Annotated in this window: 16 protein-coding genes; 4 read left to right on the forward strand and 12 right to left on the reverse strand. The window is 67.7% G+C overall.

Annotated elements, in window-relative coordinates; translation table 11 throughout:
- Positions 1 to 174 precede the first annotated feature (174 nt).
- Positions 175 to 795 (forward strand): L-threonylcarbamoyladenylate synthase, encoded by a 621-nt coding sequence (locus D9T14_RS02225; RefSeq protein WP_119160543.1) that lies wholly within the window; start codon positions 175 to 177, stop codon positions 793 to 795.
- A 139-nt stretch (positions 796 to 934) separates the two neighbouring features.
- On the opposite strand, the gene D9T14_RS02230 is transcribed toward D9T14_RS02225, so the two are convergent.
- Positions 935 to 2,104 carry a rhomboid family intramembrane serine protease gene (locus D9T14_RS02230; protein ID WP_119160544.1) on the reverse strand — a complete coding sequence of 390 codons (1,170 nt, stop codon included), beginning with the start codon at positions 2,102 to 2,104 and terminating at the stop codon, positions 935 to 937.
- A 193-nt stretch (positions 2,105 to 2,297) separates the two neighbouring features.
- Here D9T14_RS02230 and D9T14_RS02235 point away from each other — a divergent pair, with 193 nt between their 5' ends.
- A complete protein-coding gene (locus D9T14_RS02235; RefSeq protein ID WP_119160545.1) occupies positions 2,298 to 3,089 on the forward strand; it encodes a PIG-L family deacetylase in 792 nt (263 codons plus the stop codon).
- Positions 3,090 to 3,241: 152 nt separating this feature from the next.
- Here the strand turns inward: D9T14_RS02235 and D9T14_RS02240 are convergent, their stop codons facing one another.
- The 4 genes from D9T14_RS02240 to D9T14_RS02255 form a co-directional block, all read right to left on the reverse strand.
- The gene (locus tag D9T14_RS02240; RefSeq protein ID WP_119160546.1) at positions 3,242 to 4,255 is read right to left on the reverse strand and encodes a proteasome assembly chaperone family protein; all 1,014 of its coding nucleotides are present in this window, start codon (positions 4,253 to 4,255) and stop codon (positions 3,242 to 3,244) included.
- A 164-nt stretch (positions 4,256 to 4,419) separates the two neighbouring features.
- Positions 4,420 to 5,211 (reverse strand): ABC transporter ATP-binding protein, encoded by a 792-nt coding sequence (locus D9T14_RS02245; RefSeq protein ID WP_119160547.1) that lies wholly within the window; start codon positions 5,209 to 5,211, stop codon positions 4,420 to 4,422.
- Between the two features lies 1 nt (position 5,212).
- Complete coding sequence (locus D9T14_RS02250) at positions 5,213 to 6,166, reverse strand: ABC transporter permease (RefSeq protein WP_119160548.1); 954 nt, start codon at positions 6,164 to 6,166, stop codon at positions 5,213 to 5,215.
- Positions 6,167 to 6,173: 7 nt separating this feature from the next.
- Positions 6,174 to 7,148, reverse strand: a complete 975-nt coding sequence (locus D9T14_RS02255; protein ID WP_119160549.1) for an ABC transporter substrate-binding protein — start codon at positions 7,146 to 7,148, stop codon at positions 6,174 to 6,176.
- A gap of 227 nt (positions 7,149 to 7,375) precedes the next feature.
- On the opposite strand from D9T14_RS02255, the gene D9T14_RS02260 reads away from it, so the two are divergent.
- Entirely contained in the window at positions 7,376 to 8,011 is a 636-nt protein-coding gene (locus D9T14_RS02260; RefSeq protein ID WP_119160550.1) for a histidine phosphatase family protein, read from the forward strand.
- A gap of 5 nt (positions 8,012 to 8,016) precedes the next feature.
- Positions 8,017 to 9,738, forward strand: a complete 1,722-nt coding sequence (locus tag D9T14_RS02265; RefSeq protein ID WP_119160551.1) for a glutamine--tRNA ligase/YqeY domain fusion protein — start codon at positions 8,017 to 8,019, stop codon at positions 9,736 to 9,738.
- 185 nt (positions 9,739 to 9,923) lie between these two features.
- Here D9T14_RS02265 and iolE read toward each other — a convergent pair whose 3' ends face one another.
- The 7 genes from iolE to D9T14_RS02300 form a co-directional block, all read right to left on the reverse strand.
- Positions 9,924 to 10,850, reverse strand: a complete 927-nt coding sequence (iolE, locus tag D9T14_RS02270; RefSeq protein WP_119160552.1) for a myo-inosose-2 dehydratase — start codon at positions 10,848 to 10,850, stop codon at positions 9,924 to 9,926.
- Positions 10,851 to 10,940: 90 nt separating this feature from the next.
- Complete coding sequence (locus D9T14_RS02275; RefSeq protein ID WP_119160553.1) at positions 10,941 to 12,158, reverse strand: Gfo/Idh/MocA family protein; 1,218 nt, start codon at positions 12,156 to 12,158, stop codon at positions 10,941 to 10,943.
- A gap of 220 nt (positions 12,159 to 12,378) precedes the next feature.
- Entirely contained in the window at positions 12,379 to 13,389 is a 1,011-nt protein-coding gene (locus D9T14_RS02280) for a LacI family DNA-binding transcriptional regulator (protein WP_119160554.1), read from the reverse strand.
- Positions 13,390 to 13,558: 169 nt separating this feature from the next.
- Positions 13,559 to 13,825 (reverse strand): hypothetical protein, encoded by a 267-nt coding sequence (locus tag D9T14_RS02285; protein ID WP_119160555.1) that lies wholly within the window; start codon positions 13,823 to 13,825, stop codon positions 13,559 to 13,561.
- A gap of 264 nt (positions 13,826 to 14,089) precedes the next feature.
- Positions 14,090 to 14,860 (reverse strand): sulfite exporter TauE/SafE family protein, encoded by a 771-nt coding sequence (locus D9T14_RS02290; RefSeq protein ID WP_232012266.1) that lies wholly within the window; start codon positions 14,858 to 14,860, stop codon positions 14,090 to 14,092.
- A gap of 189 nt (positions 14,861 to 15,049) precedes the next feature.
- Positions 15,050 to 16,048, reverse strand: coding sequence for a sugar phosphate isomerase/epimerase family protein (locus tag D9T14_RS02295; protein ID WP_119160557.1), 999 nt, complete (start codon positions 16,046 to 16,048; stop codon positions 15,050 to 15,052).
- 27 nt (positions 16,049 to 16,075) lie between these two features.
- A complete protein-coding gene (locus tag D9T14_RS02300) occupies positions 16,076 to 17,266 on the reverse strand; it encodes a Gfo/Idh/MocA family protein (RefSeq protein WP_119160558.1) in 1,191 nt (396 codons plus the stop codon).
- Between the last annotated feature and the right edge of the window lie 106 nt (positions 17,267 to 17,372).

Below are 17,372 nucleotides of genomic sequence, written 5' to 3' on the forward strand. Positions count from 1 at the left end.
ACGTGACTCAGATCACTCGTGCCGGTTCGCGGTGGGGTTCCCGCCCATTCCTGTCCGCCGCACATCCAGAACCCGCCGTACGCCTGGGTCCTGTCGTCTGAGGGCCCAGGCCCGGGGCCGAGTCTCGGCTCGGTCACGCTGTCGGCGTGCTCGTCGTGGTCCTAAGCTGGTCCCATGGCTCGCTACTACCCGGTTCACCCGGTCAACCCGCAGCAACGCTCGATCAACCAGACGGCTGACCTGCTCCGTGGGGGAGCGGTCATCGCCTACCCGACCGATTCCGGATTCGCGCTGGGCACCGCCTACGGCAACAAGGCCGGGATCGACCGCATCCGACGGATCCGCGAACTCGATGAGAAGCACCACCTGTCGGTCGTCGTCAGTGACTTCGCACAGCTCGGCACGTACGTCGAGATGGGCAACCGCCAGTTCCGTGCCGTCAAGGCGGCCACGCCCGGCCCCTACACGTTCATCCTGCGTGCCAGCCGTGACGTGCCCCGTGCCATGCTGCACCCGAGCCACCGCACGGTGGGGGCCCGGGTGCCCGATCACGTGACGGCGCTGGCGCTCATCGAGACGCTCGGCGAACCCATCGTCTCGTCCACGCTGATCCTTCCCGGCGAGGAGGAGCCCCTGGCCGACGGCTGGCAGATCAAGGAGGCCCTTGACAACGACATCGACGCCGTTCTCGACTCCGGCGATGCCGGCTACCTGCCGACCACCGTCATCGACCTGACCGGGGACGAACCGGAGATCGTGCGCCGCGGCGGCGGGAGCACCGAACTGTTCGAGTGAACCGGTTGCGTCCGTGACGTGAATCCCGGACGCCACGGTGGCCTGATCAGAGGTCGCGGGGCGGTCCGTGTCGGCCGAGAGCCACCCGAGGCGGACACCGGACGGCATCGTTGCCATCTGCCCGGTGCGCCTGGCGGGCTCAGAGCAGCGCGGCGACGAGCAGCATCAGGACGATCGGGACGAGCAGCACCCACAGCTCCGTGGTGACGGCCCGCCCGTTCTTCCGGCGCCTGAGCAGCCAGCCGGCCGCCAGCCCCATGAGGAATCCGCCCAGTTTCTGCTGCCAGGGAATCCACGGGTACATGAACACGAGCAGGAAGTTGATGACGAGGATGGTCCAGAAACCGCTCATGGAGCGCAGCTGGTCCCTCGGCAGCAGGGTGATGAGCAGACCGAACGTGCCCAGGATCACGGCCGACGCTCCGGTGGGGATGAGGTACACGTCGAAGACCCGGCACCACAGGACGAGCGTCGCCGAACCGGCGGCGATGAGCAGCAGATAGACCAGGAGGAAGTCGAGGTGGCCCAGGGCCGGCTCCAGACTGCGACCCATGATCCAGATCATCAGCAGGGCGAAGACGAGGCTGAAGAGACTCACGTTCGTGTAGACGAACCCGCCGGTGACGAGCCGCCACGGCTGGGTGAACGCCAGATCGGGGCTCATCTCGAGGGCGCCGGCCACCTGAGGGGCGACGAGCGACACGAACCACAGAGCGGCACAGATCACCATCGTGACGTAGGTGACGAGCGGCTTGGGCTCCTTCGGTATCGGCTGGCCGGCCACGACGACACCGCCGTCTGGCGTCTCCACGTACTGGGGTGCGCTCGGCATCTGGGCCGGCTGCTGGCCCCAGGCCGGCATGGCGGCGCCCCCGGCCGTCCCGGGACCCGGCTGGCCGGCGGGGCCGTAGGGGGTCTGTCCGGCGGCGGCCGGCGGTGTGTAGCCGTAGGACGGCGTCGGGCCCCACGGGGGATTCTGCCGCCCCGCCCCGGGCTGGGCGATGCCCCGGGAGTCTCGGGCATCCCAGGACTGGCCGGTGCCGCCAGCCGTCGAGGTCCAGCTCTGCGGCCGGTGCGACGAGGCATTGGCGCCGAAGGAGGGCGCCTGGCCGTCTGCCGGCAGGTTCGGCTGCTGCCATGCCGGGGTCAGTGGTACCGGTGAGGGCCGGCCGGGCGTTGTGCCCGGCGCTTCCTGACCGTGGCCTGGTGGATCCAGCGAGGGCCAAGCCGACTCGGGTGCGGCGAAATCGGGCATCCCGGACGGGGGAGTCGGCTCGGTGCCGCCGTCCTTGTTCGTCTCGTCACTCACCAGGCCAGTCTACGGTCGTGCCGCGAACCGTCCCGGCTCGTCGCGAACCGATGAGGCCACGCACTGGGGACCCAGCGTGCACCGGTACCTTCCTGCGACAAGCGCGGAGGGTGATCCTGCAACGCCACGGTCGAACTGTTCAGCCCAGGGCTTGACGATCACGGACTGGGGAAAACTGGGGGATGATTGCCTGGTGACGAACTGGGTCTTCCTCCATGCACATCCTGATGACGAGGCCAGCCAGACCTCCGGAACCATGGCCATGGCTCACGAGCGCGGCGACCGGGTCGTCGAGATCCTCGCGACCGACGGCGCCCTCGGTGTCGTTCCCGACGGTCTCGACCCAGCCGGCCTGGCCAGGCACCGCCAAGCCGAGCACGAACATGCCGCCGAGGTCATCGGCATCGACCGGATCGTCCGCCTGGGGTTCACGGACTCGGGAATGGCCGGCTGGGACTCCAACCAGAACCCCAGGGCCTTCTGCAATGCGGACCTGGGGCTGGCTGCCGAGCAGGTCGCCCGGGTCCTGCGCGAGGAGGACGCTGACGTGTTCGTCCACTACGACCCGCGCGGCAATTACGGGCACCCAGATCATCTGATGGTGCACCGTGTCGGTGCTGCTGCGGGGGCACTGCTCGGCCCGCAGCTGCGCGTGCTCGAGGGGACGGTCAACCAGGACGCCATGGTCGAGCAGTACGAGAAGGCCCGTGCCATGGGCCTCGACACCGGCTTCTGGGGCCCCGAAGCGGTCGCCGACGATGGCGAGCTGATCGGTTCGCCCCAGTCGCAGATCCGCTGGGCCGTCGATCTCCCCGAGCACATCATCGCCACCAAGTACCGCGCCCTGGAGGCCCATGCGAGCCAGGTGAGCGATGTCGGGGTCATGTTGTCGCTGTCGGCCGATGTCTTCGCCCTCATACTCGGCACCGAGTACTACCGCGAACCGGCCGATCCCGGGCCGATGCGGTCCGCCTGGCCCCTGTAGGTCCGGCTCCTCCCGAGCCGCCGCGACTGCTCTGGCCCATGCTTGCTCGCTGAAACGATGAAGGCCAGACGCGTGGCAGGTGTCTGGCCTTCATCGTTTCTCCCCATGCCTCGGGGTTGAATCCGCGAGGCATGGCCACAGGCGCCCAGCTGCTACTGCGGTTCCGGGTCCTGATCCGGGCCGCTGTCGTCCTGCGGCTCCGTCTCCGGCGGGGTACCGGTGTCGCCGTTCCTCGGGGTGCCGCCGACGGGGCCGAAACCATTGCCGGCGGCGCTCCCGTCATCGAGGCTCGCGAGGAAGTCCTCGACGGCCTGGCCGATCTCGTCGGCGTTGGGCAGGCCCTCACCGTTGGTCGGCAGGGAGCGGTCTGCCATGAAACGGTCGTACTGGTTCTCGAGCTGTGCGACGATCTGCTGCAGCTGCTCGGAGGCGTTCACCTGGGCGTCGATCTGGCCCCGCACCAGTCGGGCCGCCTGCTCCAGGTCACCCATCGGAACGTCGAGGCCGGCGTTGAGGTTCAACCCGTGCACGAGGGCGATCGCGGCCGGCGGGTACTCGTTCTCGGCAAGGTACTGCGGCACGTGAACCGCCAGGTTGATGACATCGAGGTTCTTCTCACCGAACCGCTGGGTCATCATGGCCGAGAAGGAGGCGCTCATGCGGAACGACCCGATGCCCTGATTCCCGGGCAGCAGTTCCGGACGGGTGGACAGCTTGGTGAGTGTCGCCGGGCGGGTGTGCGGCACCGGCATCGGGACGCCCTGAGCGGTCACCACGAGCTGCACGTCGAGCTCGTCGATGATGCGCTCGATCGAACGCGTGACGCGCTCCCACTGCAGCGACGGCTCGGGGCCGGTCAGCAGCAGGAAGGGATGCCCGGACTTGTCGGTGACCTCGTGCAGCTCGATCGCCGGGGCACGGTAGTTGGTGTAGTGGTCGACGTCCAGGTCGATCATGGGGCGGTGCTCGCGGTAGTCCATGATCTGATCGACGTCGAAGGAGCCGAGCTTGCGGTGGGCAAGGGTGTTGAGCAGGTGCTCGTCAAGCTGGGCCTGGGCCGACCCCGCGTCTGCGTAGCTGCCCAGGGTGACCACCAGCACACGGTCATGAATCGTGCGCTGATCGATGGAACTCTCGTAGCGGAACAGCGATGTGGGATCGGGCATGTCTTCATCCTCCTGTACTCGCGCGCGCGACAGCGCCCACGACACATACAGTGCAACGTCGGCAAGACGTGGTTCATTCCAGGAACTTCAGTGAACCCGACTCAACTTTACCTGGCGGATGGGGGTCTGGGGGTCCTCCCTGGGGCCTGCACCCGCGGCCGGACTCAGGTGAGCAGTGTCCGATCGGACAGCTGACCGCCCTTGATCTTGTCGAACTCGGCCATCAGGTCCTCGACGCTGGCAGCCGCCTTCGCCTGGCCGCCGAGTTCGAGGATGATGCGGCCCTCGTGCATCATGATGAGCCGGTTGCCCAGCCGCAGGGCCTGCTCCATGTTGTGCGTGACCATGAGCGTGGTCAGGCCCTTCTCGGCGACGAGTTCGCGCGTCAGTCGCGTGATGAGCTCGGCGCGCTGCGGGTCCAGGGCTGCGGTGTGCTCGTCTAGGAGCAGCACCTTAGGGTCGCTGAAGGTCGCCATGACCAGCGACAGCGCCTGACGCTGGCCACCCGAGAGCAGGCCCGCCTTGGTGCTCAGGCGGTCCTCGAGCCCCTGCTCGAGCACCGCGAGCTGCTCGCGGAAGAAGGCGCGTTTGGCCTGGCTGATGCCAGGCCCCAGACCCCGGGTGGTGCCGCGGCCCAGGGCCAGCGAGAGATTCTCCTCGATCGTCATGTGCGCCGCGGTCCCGGCCATCGGGTCCTGGAAGACGCGCGCCACGTGCCGGGCGACCTTGTAGTCGGGCAGACGGTCGATGCGCTGGCCGGCGATCTTCACCACGCCGCCATCGGGGCGGTACCGTCCCGAGATCGTGTTCAGCAAGGTCGACTTGCCGGCTCCGTTGGAGCCGATGACAGTGCAGAAGTCGCCCTCGTCCAAGTGCAGGTCGATCCCCGCCAGGGCGACCTTCTCGTTGACCGTGCCGGGGAAGAAGGCCTTGTGAATGTTCACCACGTCAAGCATCTCAGGCTCCTGGTTTCACCAGACCGGACACGGGGTCGCGGTCCTCGATCGACGCCGTCACGTCGGGCTCGGCGGGCAGGCTGCGGGCACGCCGTCGAGCCCGGACATTGGCGAACACGCCCCAGCGGGGGATGAGCAGGGCCAGGACGACGATGACCGCACTGACCAGTTTCATGTCGTTGGGCTGCAGCCCGACCATGAGGGCCAGCTGGATGATCACGCGGTAGATGATCGAGCCGAAACAGACCGCGGCGGTGGCCACGGCGATCCTCGACGAACTGAAGATGGCCGTGCCGATGATGACCGAGGCCAGCCCGGCGACGATGAGGCCGATGCCCATCGAGATGTCGGCGTAGCCCTGGAACTGCGCGATGAGGGCTCCGGACGTGGCGACCAGGCCGTTCGACAGCGCCAGTCCGATGATCTTCGTCGTGTTCGTATTGATGCCATTCGCCCGGGCCATCGACTCGTTGTCACCGGTGGCGCGCATCGCGAAACCAAGATTCGTCGCCAGGAACCAGTCCATGACGAGGACGAACAGGGCCAGCACCAGGGCGAAGATCACGACAGAGCTCAGCGTGCCCAGCAAGGCCCGCTCCGACAGCGGGGTGAACACCGTCGTGGCGCGCAGCAGCGGCAGGTTCGCCTTGCCCATGATGCGCAGGTTGATCGAGTAGAGCGCGATCTGGGTGAGGATACCGGCCAGCAGCGGATGGATCTTGCCCATGGTGTTCAGCAGGCCGGTGACGGTGCCGGCGAGCAGACCCCCACCGAAGCCTGCCGCGGTGGCCAGCACGGGATTGCCGCCGTTGGTGATGATGAGGGCGCACAGACCCGCCCCGGTGGTGAAACTTCCGTCGACCGTCAGGTCGGCGAAATCGAGGATCCTGAAGGTGAGGTAGACCCCCAGGGCCATGAGCCCGTACAGCAGGCCCAGTTCGATGGCACCGAGCATGAGACGTTCAGCCGACCTTCTCCGAGCCCTCGAGCAGGTCATCGGGGATCGTCACGCCCATGGCATCCGCGGCAGTCTCGTTGACGTACACGGTCAGATCGGACTGCGTCTCGACCGGCATGGTGGCCGGATCGGCGCCATCGCGCAGGATCCGGATCGCCATCTCGCCGGTCTGCCGGCCCAGCTTGTTGTAGTCGATGCCGTAGGTGATGACGCCACCGTTGCGCACGGAGTCGCCCTCACCGACGACGAGGGGGATCTTGCGGTCCTCGCACAACGCGACGACCGTGGCCAGGCCCGAGATGACGTTGTTGTCGGTGGGCAGGTAGATGGCGTCGACGTCGAGGGCCTCGGCCGCCTGCTGCAGTTCGGCGGTGTTGGTGATGGTCTTCTCCTGGACCGTCAGGCCCTGGTCGTCGGCGGCCTCCTTGGCCAGGTCGACCTGAACCTGCGAGTTCACCTCGCCGGAGGAGTAGAGGATGCCGACCGAGCCGGCCTCGGGCTTGATCTGCTTGATGAGACCGATCTGCTCGGCGACCGGGTTCATGTCGCTCGTGCCTGTGACGTTGCCGCCGGGGGCGTCCTCGGACTCGACGAGCTGTGCCGTCGCCGGATCAGTGACGGCGGTGAACAGGACGGGCGTCTGGGTGATGGTCTGGGCCGCTGCCTGGGCGGCCGGGGTGCCGATGGCAAGGACCAGGTCGAGGCCCTGGGAGGAGAACTTCGACGCGATGTTCGTCGCGGTGGTCTGGTCGCCCTGGGCGTTCTCCTCGTCGAACTCGCAGGTGATGCCGGCCTCCGCGAAGGCGGACTTGAAGCCCTCGCGGGCGGCGTCCAGCGAGCTGTGGGTGAGAATCTGCATGATGCCGATCGAGTAGCTGGCGGAGGAGGAACCCGACTCGCCCGAGTCGGAGGAACAGGCGGCCAGCGGCCCGGCCAGAGCAGCGAGGCCGGCGGCGGAGAGCAGGGTTCGACGGTTCATGATTGTCCTTAGCCATTGTGAAAGAAAATTTTTCAGGGCCTCACGTTAACGCTCAGCGAAAGCGCGCACTGCCCGTGCCCGACCGCTGGACATTCTTCCGTCCCAGCGGTGCGATCGCGCCGCGGACGAGAGATCGTACGGTGTCCTGGTGGCCGGGGACAGCCTGTCCGGCTCACTAGGATTGTACGGGCCGGCCGAGGTGGGCCGGCCCGTGGGGAAGGAGAACAATGCCGGTCAGCCCTCGCCTGGTTCTGGTGCGTCACGGCCAGACCGAGTGGAACACCCAGCAGCGCTGGCAGGGAGCCACGGACATCCCTCTCAACGAGAATGGCAGGCGGCAGGCAAGGTCGGCCGCACCCTTCTACGCCTCGCTCGAACCGGTGGCGATCTGGAGCTCCCCGCTGAGCCGAGCCCACGACACGGCCACCGAGGTGGCCGCGCTGACCGGGCTCCGGATTCGTACCGACGATCGTCTCAAGGAGATGGACTTCGGTGCGGCGGAGGGCTGCGTCTGGGAGGAGGTGTTGGCCCTCGACCCGGGCATCGCCGGCTGGCGTGCCGGGCAGGACGTGCTGTGGCCGGGCGGCGAGTCGGGCTCTCTCGTCCAGCAGCGCGTGGGTGGGGCACTCAGGCAGATCGACGCGTCAGCGCCGGCCGGCCTCGTACTCGTCTTCTCCCATGGCACGGCCATCCGGATGGGCGCCGCGGCCATGCTCGGATGGGGCGTCGAGGGCGCATGGCGTCTCGGCTCGGTGGACAACTGCTGCTCGACGGGCCTGCTGCCCACGAGCAGCGGATGGCGGCTCGACCATTTCAACGCCTCACCGCAGTGGGGGAGTGACGCCGGACCCGTGCTAACTTGACCGCCATGGCGAATGCGGAGGGGACAGGCGGCGCCGGTGATTTCATCAGCGACGCGATCGAGCGCGACAACGAGGACGGTGTCTACACCGGGCGCGTCCAGACCCGCTTCCCCCCCGAGCCGAACGGATACCTGCACATCGGTCACGCGAAGGCCATCACCGTCGACTTCGGCGCCGCCGAGAAGTTCGGCGGGGTGTGCAATGTGCGGCTCGACGACACCAACCCCGTGGCGGAGGACCCCGAGTTCGTGCAGTCGATCCTCGACGACATCGCCTGGCTCGGCTACGAACCGGCAGCCGTCCTGCACGCCTCCGGCTATTTCGAGCAGCTCTACCAGTGGGCCCGTCACCTGATCCAGCAGGGTCTGGCCTACGTCGACGACCAGGACAACGAGACCATCTCGGCCCAGCGGGGCGGCTACGGCAGGCCCGGCGTCGAGAGCCCCTACCGGGACCGCTCCGTCGAGGAGAACCTCGACCTGTTCACCCGCATGCGTGCCGGCGAGTTCCCCGACGGATCCCGCGTGCTGCGCGCCAAGATCGACATGGCCACGGACAACATGGTCCTGCGCGACCCGGTGATGTACCGCATCCGGCACGCCGAGCACCACCAGACCGGCATGCAGTGGCCGATCTACCCGACCTACGACTGGGCGCACGGTCAGAGCGACGCCATCGAGGGCGTCACCCACTCGCTGTGCACCCTCGAGTTCGACACCCACCGCCCGCTGTACGACTGGTACCTCAACCATCTGCCCCTGCCTGCGGAGAAACCCCGCCAGATCGAGTTCGCCCGCCTGGAGCTCACCTACACGATCACCTCCAAACGCCGGCTGGCCACACTCGTCCGGGACGGTGTCGTGGACGGCTGGGACGACCCGCGCATGCCCACGCTGCGCGGCCTGCGCCGCCGCGGCTACCCGGCCAAGGCGGTGCGCGACTTCTGCACCTACCTCGGCACCACGCGCACCAACGCACGGCACAACATCGAGGAACTCGAATCCTTCGTGCGCCGCGAGCTCAATGCGACGAGTCAGCGCCGCATGGTCGTCACCCGCCCGCTGCACCTGGTGATCGACAACTGGCCCACCGACGAGAACGGCGCGCCCGTCGTCGAGTACTTCCCGCTGACGAACAATCCGGAGAACCCGGACGAGGGCACCAGGCAGGTGGCCTTCACCGGTGACCTGTTCATCGAGCGCGAGGACTTCGCCGAGACGCCCCCACCGAAGTTCTTCCGGCTGTCGCCAGGGCGCGAGGTCCGCCTGCGCGGCGCCTACTTCGTCACCGCCACCGACGTGGTCAGGGACGAGGCCGGAGAAATCGTCGAGGTGCACGCCAGCTACGACCCCGCCACCCGCGGCGGGGACGCCCCTGACGGTCGGAAGGTCAAGTCGACGATGCACTGGGTCAGCGTCCCGCACGCCGTCGACGTCGACGTGGCCCTCTACGACCGTCTGTTCACCACACCCAACCCGGGCGAGGAGACCGGTGAGCCGCTCGACGACCTCAATCCCGGCTCCCGTGAGCTGCTGGCAGGAGCCAAGGGCGAGGCGGCGATCAGCGATGTCGAGCCGGGCCAGGTCGTCCAGTTCGAGCGTCTCGGCTACTTCGCCGCCGACCTGGACCGCCCCGGCCTGTTCCACCGCACGGTGGGTCTGCGTGACGAGTGGGCGGCGCTGCAGCGCAAGGCCTCGAAAGCGGCCATGACGGCGAAGAGAGCCTGAAAGCAATCCCGGCGAGCGATCCGGCGGTGTCCGTTCGTCCAGCCTCCGCTGCAGTACCAGCTCCTGGACGGGGTCATGCTCGGTCCGACAGGCTCTCGTGGCACGGTGGCGGGGCAGGACGCCGGAGAAGAACTCGGCCCCGCCCTCCGCCCGGGTGGGGAAGGACGGGGCCGCAGAGCCCGGGATCAGAGCGTGAAGAGCGTGCTCTCGATGTACTCGCGGGCCTTGACGGCGTACTCGTGCGGGTTGGCGATGGCCGGGTCCTGCTCGGCCTCGACGAGGATCCACTGGTCGTAGCCGTGCTCGACGAGCAGCCGGTAGGGCTCGGTGAAGTCGATGCAGCCGTCCCCGGGCACGGTGAACATGCCGGCCAGGAAGGAGTCGAGGAAGGAACGCTCGGCGTCGCGGGACTCGGCCATCTTCTCGGGCCGGACGTCCTTGAAGTGGACGTGCCTGACGCGGTCGATGGTGGGTTCCAGCAGCCCCATGACCGTGCCGGCGCCGACGAAGGCGTGGCCGGTGTCGAACAGCAGGGAGACCCTGGCAGGGTCGGTCATCTCCATGAGCCGGATGGTCTCCTCGGTGGTCTGGATGACGGTTCCGAGGTGGTGGTGGTAGACGAGTTCGAGGCCGTGCGCATGGGCGACGTCGCCGAGCCGGTTCAGGCCCTCGGCCAGCACCGGCCACTGCTCCTCGGTCAGGACCGGCTTGTTGGTGAAGATGCTGACGTCGCGGACGCCCTGCACCGAACCGGTCTGCTCGGAGACGACGATGCGGGTGGCGCCCAGGTACTCCAGGTAGCGGCAGTTCTCCTCGAAGACCGGGACGACGGCGTCGATCCCGTCCCGCAGGATGAAGGAGGAGAACCACTGGGCTACGATCCGGATACCGCGCGCCTCGATGCGCTCCTTGACCTCCTCCTTGGCGGGGAAGAACCCGGCGCACTCGGTGCCGGCGTAGCCGACATCGGCGAGATCGAGCAGCATGTCGTCGAGGGTGTTGAAGGCGCCGACCTCGGGGATGTCGTCATTGCGCCAGGCGATGGGGTGCATGCCCCAGTTGATGCCGTGCGGATCCTTGATCGCTGTGGCGGGGTCGAGTCGGAAGGCCATGGTGTGTCTCCTTTGTTCGGATCTTGTGTTCTCGGTTGCGTCAGTGAGTCGAAGCCGGGTGACCGCTTGGGTGCGCGCGGCTAGACTCCCTCATGCCCTGCTCGACCGGTCCGGGGCGTCGAAGGTCGTCGTCCCGTCCACCCGGGCGACGTCGTGCCAGGCGCCATCGGCGGCGGAGGCCACGATGGCCTCGTCCACCTCGGCGGCGCACCAGGCGTCGGCGGCGGAGGGGGCGAGCTGCTCTCCGGTGAGGATCGAGCGCAGGAACTGGGCCGCCTCGATGGACTTCATGTCGTCGAATCCCATGGAGGTGCCGATGGCGGGCTGGTAGCGGCTCCACTCTCCCCAGGCCGGGTTGGCCATGGCGCGGGTGTAGCCGTGGGTGGGGCCGCCGTCGACGGTGGTGCAGACCTCTAGTTCGTTGAGGCGCTCGAAGTTCCACCGGGCCGAGCCGTTCATCCCGTAGACCTCGACGACGTACTCGGCGCGCGGGCCCACGCTCACGCGAGAGGACTCCATCGTGCCGATGACGCCGTTCTCGAAACGGACGAGCATGCCGACGTAGTCCTCGTTCTCGACGGGGCCGGTCTCGTCGCCGATCTCGAAACCGGCGTGCCCCATGCCCATCTTCGTGGGGATCGGGCGTTCGGTGATGAAGGTGTCGGTGATGGCGGTGACCGAGGCGATGCGTCCGACGATGTACTGGGCGAGATCGGCGCCGTGGCTCATGAGATCGGGGACGACGCCGGCACCGGCCTTCTCACGGGAGGCACGCCAGGTGAGTGGCCCCTGAGGGGAGGCGTTGTAGTCGGCGATGAACCAGACGCGCACATTGGTGATCCGGCCGAGTTCCCCGGAGCGGACGAGGGTGCGCAGGTACTCGATGGCCGGGACGTGACGGTAGTTGAACCCGACGGCGGTGACGAGGCCGGCTCGGGCCGCAGCCTGCGCGATCGTCCGGGACTGGTCGGCGTTGACTCCCATCGGCTTCTCGATCCAGAAGGGCTTGCCGGCCTCGATGGCGGCCAGCGCGATCTCCTGGTGGAGATAGTTCGGTGCGCAGATGGAGACGGCCTCCACCCGTGGATCGGCGAGCAGCTCGTGGTAGTCGGAGTAGGCCCGTTCGAAGCCGAGGTCCTCGACGGCGGCCCGCCGTGCCTCGTCGATGGGGTCAGCGGCCGCCACGATCCGGGCCTCGGCGCCCAACTCGGGGAAATGTTCCGAGACCGTGCGGTAACTGCGGGCATGGAGGCGTCCCATCCATCCCAGGGAGACGACGCCGACTCCGATCTGCTTCTTGCTGTTCATGGGTGTTCTCCTTCCCGGTCAACAGTGACCGGTCGCGCAGTTTCTGACCTGCGCCGCACGATGTGTTCGAGGTGTGGAACGTGAGATGCCATGAAAGATGTGCTAACGCGCGTCATCAATGACATGACAAACAGTAGCAAGAGTTCTGGAAGCATCGCAAGGTGATGCTCGACCCGATTGCGGGTGTCAGGGGCGTAGACGTCGTGCGCGGTGAGGTGGATCAGCCCCGTGGCGGCCTTCGCCGGCTCGAGGCGCGGATGACGAGGGTGGCCGGGACAGTTACGTGTGCCGCCGGATCTTCCCGTGGGGCGAGCACCGCGGCTATGGCGGCCTCGGCCAGCCGATCCGGGGACTGGTCCACGCTCGTCAGTGAGACCTCCCGGCGTGAGGCCAGCGATGAGTTGTCATAGGAGATGACCGCAAGGTCCGGTCCCGGTGTGAGACGGGCGGACAGCGTCGCCGCGATGAGGTCGATGCCGAGCACGTCGTTGTAGGCGACGGCTCCGAATGGTCCTGCCGAGGTCGCCCGGGCCGCCATCAGGGCCTGGCTCGCGCCGTCGTCGCAGGCGATCTCGGCGAAGTCGAGGCCGCCCGCCGCCGAGGCCTCGCGACAGGCCTCCCGCCGCTCGTCGAGCAGTGACTCGTACCGATTGTGGGCGGGGGAGAAGAAGACCATGCGCTCGAATCCCTGCTCGGCGAGATGGCCGGCGATCTGTGCGGCGGCGCCGGCCTCGTCGAGACGGACCGTCGGGATCGACGGCTCGTCGAGGGCGCGGTCGAGGACGCACAGGGGCATGTGCTCGGACAGCGCCAGGAGTTCCGACTGGCTCATCGAGGTGCCGGGCAGGATCAGCCCGGCGGGTCGCATCGACAGGACGTCGTCCACCGTCGTCTGCTCGAGCTGGTCCTCCAGATCGGAGACGAGGACGACCAGGACGTAGCCGGCCGCGCTGGCGTGGTGGCGCAACCGTCGCAGCAGGCGATCGAAGAAGGGATTGTCGAGATAGGGCAGGATGACGGCCAATCGACGCGAATGCCGGGCGGCGAGTTCGGCGGCGGCGGCGTTCGGGTGGTAGTGGAGGGCCTGGGCGGCGTCGAGAATGCGCTGGCGGGTCTGGTCGGACATGCGGCCCTCGCCCTTGAGGGCGAGCGAGACGAGTCCCCTGGAGACCCCCGCCCGGGCTGCGACGTCCTGCTGCGTGGCATGGGCCTCACGGTCGGGAAGGGACATGTGAACTGATCCTTGTCGTCAGCTGGGTCACATCCGCATTCTGACAGCAAAGGAGCCATCGCGCGTGCTGCGGTGGCGCTGCGATGGCTCGGTGGTCTGGGGGAAGAGATGTGCTGGTGAGTCCTCCTGACGGGTCCGGGTGGTTCTTCCTGCGGCGGCTGACGTCAGATCAGCCCTGGGCGAGGGTGTTGATGCCGTTGTAGGTGCCGAGCAGGGTGGCGGCGCTGAAGGCGAGGGCGCCGGTGAGCATCATGGGGGTCATCGTGGTGGCAAGGCCGACGATGATCATGAGGATGCTGGCTGCGATGAGGGCGCCGGCGACGAGAGTGCCGGCGACAACCGGAGAGATGGTAGCCGTCTCGTGGCGAACGGTGGAGGCCTGAGTGGCAATGGTGTCGATGGCGGTCATGATGTCCTCACTGGGTGCGGAGTGCATGCCGCGACACCAGCCGTGACATGCACGACGGTGTACTCAGGTCCAGGGACGTCCTGGTCCTGCTGACGAGGTCCACTATAGGGGTGGATATTTGTCACAACAAATGGTCTGTTCTGTTGTTGCTCATGGTTGGCATCAGGGAACAAGCATCGTCCCGGACCTGTTGAACCTCATCCTGGCGGGGCCGGACACGCGGCCTCGTCCTGCGTGCCCATCGGTCCTGCCGTCCGCGAGGCCGTGTGTGGCGCGGCCTCGCCCGAGCCGTCAGACGAGCAGAAAGGCCGAGGAGACGATCGTCAGCGCGATCACGAGAACGTCGAAGACGGTGGTCCGGATGCGGCGGATGACGAATCGTCCGAGGAGGATTCCCAGAACCAGCGGCACCAGCAGCACGGCGTCAATGCTCAACGAGCGCGCCGAGAACAACCCGAGGCCGGCCTGGAAGGGAACCTTGGCCAGGTTGACGAAGAAGAAGAAGTAGGCCTGCGTGCCCATGAAACGCATGACGTCGAAGCCGGACGCGACGAAGTACATCGTCATCGGCGGGCCACCGGCGTTGGCGACCATCGTGGTGAAGCCCCCCAGCGACCCGTAGGCCCAGCGAGCGGCGGGGCTCTGGGAGAAGGAGTGGGCCGTCCTGCCATGGTGTCCGGGGCGGCTGCGCCGCCACATCATCCACAGCGTCACCGCGGTGAGCAGGAGCAGGATGACCCCGATCATCCGCTTCATGTGCGCGTCGTCGATGCGCCACAGCACGAGTGTCCCGGCACCGAGGCCCACCAGGATCGCGGGCGCGAGCCGGCGCAACGTCGGCCAGTCGACGTCGTGGCGGTACATCCAGATCGCGGAGAGATCACCGGCGATGAGGAGGACGACCATTGCCGCAGTGGACTCGCGTGCCGGCAGGACGGCGGCGAACAGGGCCACCGACAAGGTGGCGAGCCCGGGCAGGGCGGTCTTCGCGACACCGACGAAGAACGCGGCCAGCGCCAGGACGGCCCACTGCATGATTGTCAGGGCGAACGGTGCGGGCACGGGGTTCATCCTAGGTGTGTTGTGAGGACCGGCGGTGCGCCCGTGCCCGTTCGGCGGCGTCGGGCTCGACAACGAGGCGGGACGGGGCGGGAAGCCGGGCCCGACGACAAGGGGCCGCGCGTCCGGGGTGGTTCCGTGCGCGCGGCCCTCGGTCGAATCCGTCGAACGGGCCGGCTGGTTGTCCGGGTGTCAGATCTTGGCCGCGGCGGCCAGCAGATTGGCCGCGGAGACCTGCAGCCCCTCGACGTTGCCGTACTCGGCGTCCTCGTGCTCGATGTTGACGTTCATGTCGGGATCAGAGCTCTCGATGGTCCGCAGGAACTCGGCCCAGTAGTCGGTGTCGTGGCCCAGGCCGAGGGCGACGAAACGCCAGGCCGGGTCCTGCGGCCACGCCGAGCACCAGTAGCCGTAGGCCGTCGGCGTCTTGTTCTCGGCATCGGCGGGCACGTGGCCGAAGTCGGTGTCGAGGACGCCCCGGTAGGCGACGCCCGGGAAGATCTTCGTGTCCTTGGCGTGGACGTGCCCGACGAGATTCCCCAGCCGCTTGGTGGCGGCGATCGGATCCATCTGCTGCCAGAACAGGTGCGAGGGGTCCATGTTCACGCGCAGGTTCGTGGATCCGGTCTCCTCGACGAGGCGTTCGAAGGCCGGGATGTTGAAGACCAGGTTGCGCGGGTGCAGCTCGAGGCAGACCTTGACGTCGTTGTCGCGGGCCAGCGCGTCGACCTCCTTGAAGAAGGGCACGACGACGGACCACTGGTAGTCGAGGATCTCCAGGTCGATCCCGTTCCACGGGTTGACGACCCAGGAGGCGTACTTGGCGGTGGGATCGGTGCCGGGGGTGCCCGACATCGTCACGATCTCCTTGACGCCGAGCAGCCCCGCCAGCTTGATGGCATTGCGGATGTCCTCGGCGTGCTTGAGGCCCTCGTTCGGCAGCGGTGAGACCGGGTTGCCCGAGGTGTTGAGGCCGGACAGCACCATGCCCTTCGACTCGAAGGCGCCCAGGTAGTCGTCACGGGCCGCCTTCGAGGCGAGCAGGGCGTCGACGGGACAGTGCGGGGAGGGGATGAAGCCGCCGACGTTGACCTCGGCCCCGGTCAAGCCGGCTTCCTTGAGAATGTCGAGGGCGGCTTCGAGCGGGCGGTCCTGGAGACACGCGGTGTAGGCGCCATAGGTGAGTGACATGGCGGGGCTCCTTCGTTCGTCAGTGAGTCAGTTGAGGTGGGTCAGGTCGATTGCTGCGCCGTTGGCGGCGGCGGAACGGGCGATGGCGTCCATGATCTGCATCTCGCGGTACCCGTCGGCGAAGGACGCGCACGGGGGCAGGCCCTCGACGCCGGCGATCTGCTGCAGGAAGGCGTAGGCCTGGTAGGTGAACTGCTCGATCTGGGTGAGACCGACACCGCCGAAGGCCATGGAGGAACCACGGGCGAAGTAGGGGAACTCGGGGTTGACGAGCACCTGACGGGCGCCGCCCAGGCCGGCCGGCGAGTTGGTGTCGTCGATCTTGATCTCGCCGCAGCGGGCGAGATCCCAGGAGGCGCGGCCCTTGCTGCCGAGCACGTCGATCATCATCGCGTTGGGCATGTTCCAGGCCACGCGGGAGACCGAGAAGGTGCCCACGGCGCCGTTGGCGAAGTGGCCGGTGAAGGTGGCGACGTCGTCATTGGTGACCGCCTCCATCTCGAGTTCCGTGGTGTCCAGGGTGGTGCCTCGGGTGACGTGTCCCTTGGCGACCGGGCGCTCCTTGATGGCGGTGGTCATGGCACCGCCGGAGACGGAGACGAGCGGGCCGCAGATGATCTCGGCGGTGTCGATGAGGTGGCTGCCGACGTCGCCCAGGGCGCCGGAGCCCATCGGGCCGCGGTAGCGCCAGGCCATCGGGGTGTTCGGGTCGACGCCGTAGTCGCACCAGTAGCGGCCCGAGAAGTGGTTGATCTCGCCCAGGTGGCCCTCGGCGACGAGTTTCGCGATCTCCGCGACGGCGGCGTTGCGCCGGTAGGTGAAGCCGACCGAGGTGACGACCCCGGCCCGGGCCTCGGCCTCGGCCATCGCCTTGGCGTTCTCGAGGGTGTCGGCCAGCGGCTTCTCGCACAGGACGTGCTTGCCCGCCGCGATCATGGCCTCGGCGATCTCGCGGTGCAGCGCGTTCCCGACGACGATCGAGACGATGTCGATGTTCGGGTCGTCGGCGACGTCGCGCCAGTCCTCGACGGCCTTCTCGTAGCCGTAGCGCTCGGCGGCGTCCTGGGCGAAGGGCGGATAGGCATCGGCGATGGTGGCGAGCCGGATCTTGGGCAGTCCCAGGTCGAAGACGGTGCCGACTTGGCGCCACGCGTTGGCATGGGTGGTGCCGGCCATGCCAGCGCCGATGACAGCCACAGAAAGAGTTTTGGGGGTCATGTCGAAGCTCCTCGTTGTCTTCGTTGACAGTGCTAGTCCGAAGGGATTAACGCGCGTGAAAAACGCGTTGCTACGAGTATGGGCGTCGAACTCGGGCGATGTCAAC

It is taken from the genome of Propionibacterium australiense, from assembly GCF_003666605.1.
Classification (GTDB): domain Bacteria; phylum Actinomycetota; class Actinomycetes; order Propionibacteriales; family Propionibacteriaceae; genus Propionibacterium; species Propionibacterium australiense.